The 6,014-nt window shown below is 73.5% G+C and carries 4 protein-coding genes; all 4 read left to right on the top strand.

Going from position 1 to position 6,014, the window contains the following annotated elements:
* The first annotated feature begins 87 nt into the window (after nucleotides 1–87).
* Nucleotides 88–1,800, top strand: a complete 1,713-nt coding sequence (locus F9B16_RS48750) for a peptidoglycan D,D-transpeptidase FtsI family protein (RefSeq protein WP_151547072.1) — start codon at nucleotides 88–90, stop codon at nucleotides 1,798–1,800.
* Nucleotides 1,801–1,881: 81 nt separating this feature from the next.
* Nucleotides 1,882–3,402 carry a UDP-N-acetylmuramoyl-L-alanyl-D-glutamate--2,6-diaminopimelate ligase gene (locus tag F9B16_RS48745; protein WP_151547071.1) on the top strand — a complete coding sequence of 507 codons (1,521 nt, stop codon included), beginning with the start codon at nucleotides 1,882–1,884 and terminating at the stop codon, nucleotides 3,400–3,402.
* An 18-nt stretch (nucleotides 3,403–3,420) separates the two neighbouring features.
* Nucleotides 3,421–4,833, top strand: a complete 1,413-nt coding sequence (locus F9B16_RS48740; protein WP_151547070.1) for a UDP-N-acetylmuramoyl-tripeptide--D-alanyl-D-alanine ligase — start codon at nucleotides 3,421–3,423, stop codon at nucleotides 4,831–4,833.
* Nucleotides 4,830–5,888 (top strand): phospho-N-acetylmuramoyl-pentapeptide-transferase, encoded by a 1,059-nt coding sequence (mraY, locus tag F9B16_RS48735; RefSeq protein WP_151547069.1) that lies wholly within the window; start codon nucleotides 4,830–4,832, stop codon nucleotides 5,886–5,888. The genes F9B16_RS48740 and mraY overlap by 4 nt, the downstream gene beginning before the upstream one ends.
* Nucleotides 5,889–6,014: the final 126 nt, after the last annotated feature.

The raw sequence follows: 6,014 nt of genomic DNA, 5'->3' as shown, positions 1-6,014 counted from the left end.
CCCCGCGGCCCGCGCCCGGGCGGCGGGTCCGGGCGCCCCCCGCGGCCCCCGCGCCGCCCGCGCGTCCCCTTCCACCGCCGCGACCCGATGAAGCGGCTGAACGCCGGGCTGCTGGTCGTGGCGTTCGTGCTGTCGCTGTTCGCGGGCCGCCTCGTCCAGCTCCAGACCATCGAGTCGGGCAAGTACAGCGAGCAGGCGATGGACCAGCGGCTGCGCAAGCTCACGCTGCCCGCCGTCCGCGGCGCCATCACCGACGCGCAGGGCAACTGGCTCGCCGTGACGGTGGAGGCCCGCGCCATCACCGCCGACCCGTACGTCATCAAGCCGGAGAAGCGGCAGGCGATCGTCAACGCGCTCGCGCCCGCCCTCGGGCTGAGCCCGGACGCGGTGATGAAGGCGATCAGCAAGAAGGGCACCCAGTTCGTCACGCTGGCGCACGGCGTCACCCCCGACCAGGCCCGCCTCATCACGTCGTGGAACTTCCAGGGCATCGGGACTTTGCCGGAATATCGCCGGGAGTATCCCAACGGATCGCTGGGCGCGAGCGTCATAGGTTTCGTGAACGGTGCGGGACAGGGCGCCGCCGGCCTCGAGAGCACGCAGAACGCCGTGCTGTCCGGGCGGGACGGCTGGCAGCGCGTGGAGATCAGCCTCGAGGGCCAGCACATCCCCATGGGCGAGGACCAGAAGAAGCCGCCCGTGCCCGGCCGCGGCATCCGCCTCACCCTCCAGCAGGACCTGCAGTTCAAGGCCCAGCAGGAGATCGAGAAGCAGGTCAGGGCGAGCGGGGCGCGCAGCGGCACCGTCATCGTCATGGACCCGCGCACCGGCCGGCTGCTGGCGATGGCGTCGGCGCCCGGCTACGACCCGAACCACGTCACCAAGGACGACCGCGACGTGTGGGGCAGCCCGGTGGTGCAGGACGCCTACGAGCCGGGCAGCACCGGCAAGGTCGTCACCGCCGCCGCCGTCATGGAGCACGGCGGGGTCACCCCCCAGACGCCCTTCCGCGTCCCCGACAAGATCAGCAAGTACAACGTGGTGTTCCACGACTCCGAGCCGCACGGCGTGGAGGACCTGACGTTCGCCGGGGTGCTGGCCAAGTCCAGCAACGTCGGCACCATCATGGCCAGCCAGACCATCAGCGAGGAGCAGCTCTACCAGACCCTGCGCGACTTCGGGTTCGGCCAGAAGACCGGCCTGCCGCTGCCGGGGGAGACGGCGGGGCTGCTGAACCCGCCGTCGAAGTGGTCGGGCACCGACCGGTACCCGATCGCCTTCGGGCAGACGGTGTCGGTCAACGCCGTGCAGATGGCGAGCGTCTACGCGACCATCGCCAACGGCGGCGTCCGCGTCGCGCCGAACCTGATCGCGGGGACGGTCGGCGCGGACGACAGGTTCACCCCGGCGCCCGCCCCGCAGCAGCGCCGCGTGATCAGCCAGGGCACGGCCCGGCAGATCAGCGACATGCTGGAGGGCGTCACCACCGCCGAGGGCACCGCGCCGAAGGCGCAGATCAAGGGCTACCGGGTGGCGGGCAAGACCGGCACGGCGCAGCGCTTCGACGCGGGCTGCGGATGCTACAAGGGGTACACGGCGTCGTTCGCCGGGTTCGCGCCCGCCGACGACCCGCGGCTCGTCGTGCAGGTCGTCCTGCAGGACCCCAAGCGGGGCAGCCACTATGGTGGCGACGTCGCCGCGCCCGTGTTCCGCGACGTGATGAGCTTCGCGCTGCAGTCCGAGAAGATCCCGCCGACGGGGAGCAAACCGCCGATCACCAAGATCTACGCCCGAGACTGACCGCAGCGAGTACCCTCACTCGCCGTGAGTCCACCATCCGTTCACCAGGGTTCCCGTCCCACCGGCACCGAAAGAACCGCCATGCGTCCGACCACCACTCAGGCCCGTCCGCTGGACGGGCTCGCGGCGACTCTCGGGATCGGGCGGGGCGACTGGGGGGACGCGGAGGTCACCGGGATCACGCACGACTCGCGGGCGGTGCGGCCCGGCGACGTCTACGCGGCGCTGCCCGGCACCCGCACGCACGGCGCGGAGTTCTCCGCGCAGGCCGCCGCGGCGGGCGCGGTCGCGATCCTCACCGACGCCGCCGGCCGGAGCCGCGCCGCCGCGACCGGGCTGCCGGTCCTGGTGGTCGCGGACGCGCGGGCGCGGCTCGGCGACGCGGCCGCCTGGGTGTACGGGGAGCCGGGACGCGACATCACGCTCATCGGCATCACCGGCACCAGCGGCAAGAGCACCACGGCGTTCCTGGTCGAGGCGGGGCTGCGCGGCGCGGGTCTCACCACCGGGCTGGTCGGCGGCGTGGAGATCCGGGTCGCCGACGAGCGGGTGCCGAGCGCGCTGACCACGCCGGAGGCGACGGACCTGCACGCGCTGCTGGCGATGATGCGCGAGCGCGGCGTCGGCGCCGCGGCGATGGAGGTGTCCAGCCACGCGCTGGTGCAGGGCCGGGTCGGCGGCGCGCACTACGAGGTCGCCGTCTTCACGAACCTGTCGCAGGACCACCTGGACTACCACCCGACCATGCAGGACTACTTCCTGGCGAAGGCGCGGCTGTTCACGCCGGAGTACGCGCGGGTCGGGGTGGTGAACCTCGACGACCACTACGGCCGCGAGCTGCTGGAGGTCGCCCGGATCCCGATGACGACGTTCTCGGCGTCCGGCGACCCGGCGGCGGACTGGCGGGCCGAGGACGTGCGGGTCGGCGCGGACGGCAGCGTGTTCCGCGTCGTCGGGCCGGGCGGCGTCGAGGCCGACGCCTCGGTGCGGCTCGCCGGGCCGTTCAACGTCGCGAACGCGCTCGCCGCGATCGTCGCGCTGGTGGAGGCGGGGATCGGGCTGCCGTCGGCGGTGCGCGGCGTCGCGTCGCTGGAGGGCGTGCCCGGGCGGCTGGAGCGGGTCGACGAGGGCCAGGACTTCGTCGCCCTCGTCGACTACTCGCACAAGCCGGGCGCGGTCGAGGCGGTGCTGACGGCGCTGCGTCCGGTCACCGAGGGGACCCTCGCGGTGGTCCTCGGCTGCGGCGGCGACCGCGACCGCGGCAAGCGGCCGCTGATGGGCGAGGCGGCGGCGCGGCTGGCCGACATGGCGTATTTCACCAACGACAACCCGAGGTCCGAAGATCCGCTCGCCATCCTCGCCGCTATGGTCGAGGGCGGGCTCAAGGTGCCGCAGCGGCACCGGGCGCACATCGTCGTGGAGCCCGACCGCGCCGCCGCCATCGCGCTGGCCGTCGGCCGGGCCCGCCGCGGCGACGTCCTCGTCGTCGCGGGCAAGGGCCACGAGCAGGGCCAGTACGCGGCGGGCGAGGTCCAGCCGTTCGACGACCGCGAGGTCGTCCGGGAGGCGCTGCGGCGTGCCGCGCCTCGGGAAGAGAAGTAGAGGGGACGGGACGCAGGCGTGATCCCACTTCCGCTGTCGGTGATCGCGGAGATCACGGGGGGCACCGTCGACGGGGCGCCCCCGGACGCCGTGGCCGGCGGTCCCGTGGTCATCGACTCCCGCGCGGTGGAGCCCGGGGCGCTGTTCGCGGCGTTCAAGGGCGAGCGCGCGGACGGGCACGACTTCGCCGCCGCCGCGCTGGCGGCCGGGGCCGCGGCGGTGCTGGCGCAGCGCCCGGTGGGCGGCCCGGCCGTGCTGGTCGACGACGTGAAGGAGGCGCTCGGCCGGCTCGCGCGGGGCGTGCTGGAGCGGCTGCCGGACACGACCGTCGCCGCGGTCACCGGGTCGGCGGGCAAGACCTCCACCAAGGACCTGATCGCGCAGCTCGTCGGGCGGGCGGGGCCGACGGTGTGGCCGCCGGGCTCGTTCAACAACGAGATCGGGCTGCCGCTGACGGTGCTGCGCGCCGACGCCGCGACGCGGCACCTGGTGCTGGAGATGGGCGCCCGGGGCATCGGGCACATCGCCTACCTGACCCGGATCGCCCCGCCCGACGTGGGCGTGGTGCTGAACGTCGGCACCGCGCACCTCGGCGAGTTCGGCAGCCGCGAGGCGATCGCGCAGGCGAAGGGCGAGATGGTGGAGGCGCTGCGGCCCGGCGGCACCGCCGTGCTCAACGCCGACGACCCCCTGGTGAGCGGCATGGCGTCGCGCACGGTGGGCGAGGTCGTGACGTTCGGCCGGTCGGAGGGCGCGGCGGTCCGCGCGGTGGACGAGACGCTCGACGAGCAGGGCCGGGCCCGGTTCACGCTGGTGGCGCCGGAGGGTTCGGCGCCGGTGGCGCTGCGGCTGTACGGTTCGCACGCGGTCGCGAACGCGCTGGCGGCTGCGGCGGCGGCGCGGGCGGCGGGCCTGCCGGTGGACGAGATCGCCGCGGGCCTGTCGGAGGCGGAGCCGGCGAGCCGGTGGCGGATGGAGGTCACCGAGCGGGCCGACGGGGTGACGGTGGTCAACGACGCCTACAACGCCAACCCCGACTCGACGCGGGCCGCGATCGACGTGCTCGCGCACATGGCCCGCGGCCGGCGCGCGTACGCGGTGCTGGGTGAAATGGCCGAACTGGGAGGTTCGTCCGCCGCGGAACATGCCAGGATCGGGCGGCACGCCGCGCGCAGCGGGCTGGACGGCCTCGTCGTCGTCGGCGCGAACGCGGCGGCGATGGCCGAAGGTGCCGCGGAGGTGGCGTCATGGACGGGAGAGTGCGTGCAGGTGGATGACGTCGGCGCGGCGGTGGCCGCGCTCAGCGAGCGGCTCGCGCCGCGGGACGTCGTGCTGGTGAAGGGCTCCCGGGTCGCCGGGCTGGAGCGGGTCGCCGAGGCGCTGCTGGCGCCGGACGGGCCCGGCGGGCCCGGCACGGAGGCCGGTCGATGACCAACATCCTCATCGCGGCCGGGTTCGCGCTGGTGTTCGTCATGGTCGGCACCCCCGTGTGGATCCGGATCGTCAACCGGCTCGGTTACGGCCAGATGATCCGGGACGAGGGCCCCGAGGCCCACCTCACCAAGCGCGGCACCCCCACCATGGGCGGCACCGTCTTCATCGTCGGGTCGCTGTTCGGGTACGCGCTCGCGCACCTGTTCACCGGCGAGGCGCCGACGATCTCGGGCGTGCTGGTGCTGTTCCTGATGACCGGCCTCGGGTTCGTCGGGTTCGTCGACGACTTCATCAAGGTGTTCAAGCAGCGCAGCCTCGGCCTGCGCAGCGGCGCCAAGATGATCGGCATCATCCTCGTCGGGGTGGTCTTCGCGGTCGCCTCGCTGAACTTCCCCAACGGCTACGACATCACCCCCGCCGACCCCCACCTGTCCTTCCTGCGCGACTTCGGCCCCTCGATCGGCCCCTACCTGTTCGTCGTCTGGGCGCTGCTGCTGATCGCGGCGATGTCCAACGGCGTGAACCTCACCGACGGCCTGGACGGCCTGGCCGCGGGCCCCGCCGGCATGGTGCTGGCCGCCTACGTGATCATCGGCAACTGGCAGCTGCGCAACTCCTGCGCCGCCGCGCTCGCCCCCAACTGCTACAACGTCCGCGACCCCCTGGACCTCGCGGTGGTGGCCGCGGCCGTGCTCGGCGGCGTGTTCGGCTTCCTGTGGTGGAACGCCCCGCCCGCGAAGATCTTCATGGGCGACACCGGCTCGCTGGCCCTCGGCGGCGTGCTGGTCGGCCTCGCGATCCTCACCCGCACCCAGTTCCTGCTGGCCATCCTGTGCGGCCTGATCGTGATGATCACCCTGTCGGTGATCATCCAGGTCGGCGGCTTCAAGATGACCAAGAAACGGGTGTTCAAGATGGCCCCGCTGCAGCACCACTTCGAGCTGTCCGGCTGGGCCGAGACCACGATCGTCGTGCGGTTCTGGCTGATGTCGGCGCTGTTCGTCGGGATCGGGATCGGGATCTTCTACCTGGAATGGATGCCGAAGAAGTGACGATGAGTCCCTGGGACGGCCTCGCCGTCTGCGTCGCCGGGCTCGGCGTGTCCGGCCGGGCCGCGGCGCGCGCCCTCGCCGCGCGCGGCGCCCGCGTCACGGCCGTCGACGCCCGCGACGGCGACG

The sequence above is a fragment of the Actinomadura montaniterrae genome (assembly GCF_008923365.1).
In the GTDB taxonomy this organism is placed as follows: Bacteria; Actinomycetota; Actinomycetes; order Streptosporangiales; family Streptosporangiaceae; genus Spirillospora; species Spirillospora montaniterrae.
Note: the sequence above shows the minus strand (reverse complement) of the source record. Positions and strands in the feature narration are given on the sequence as shown.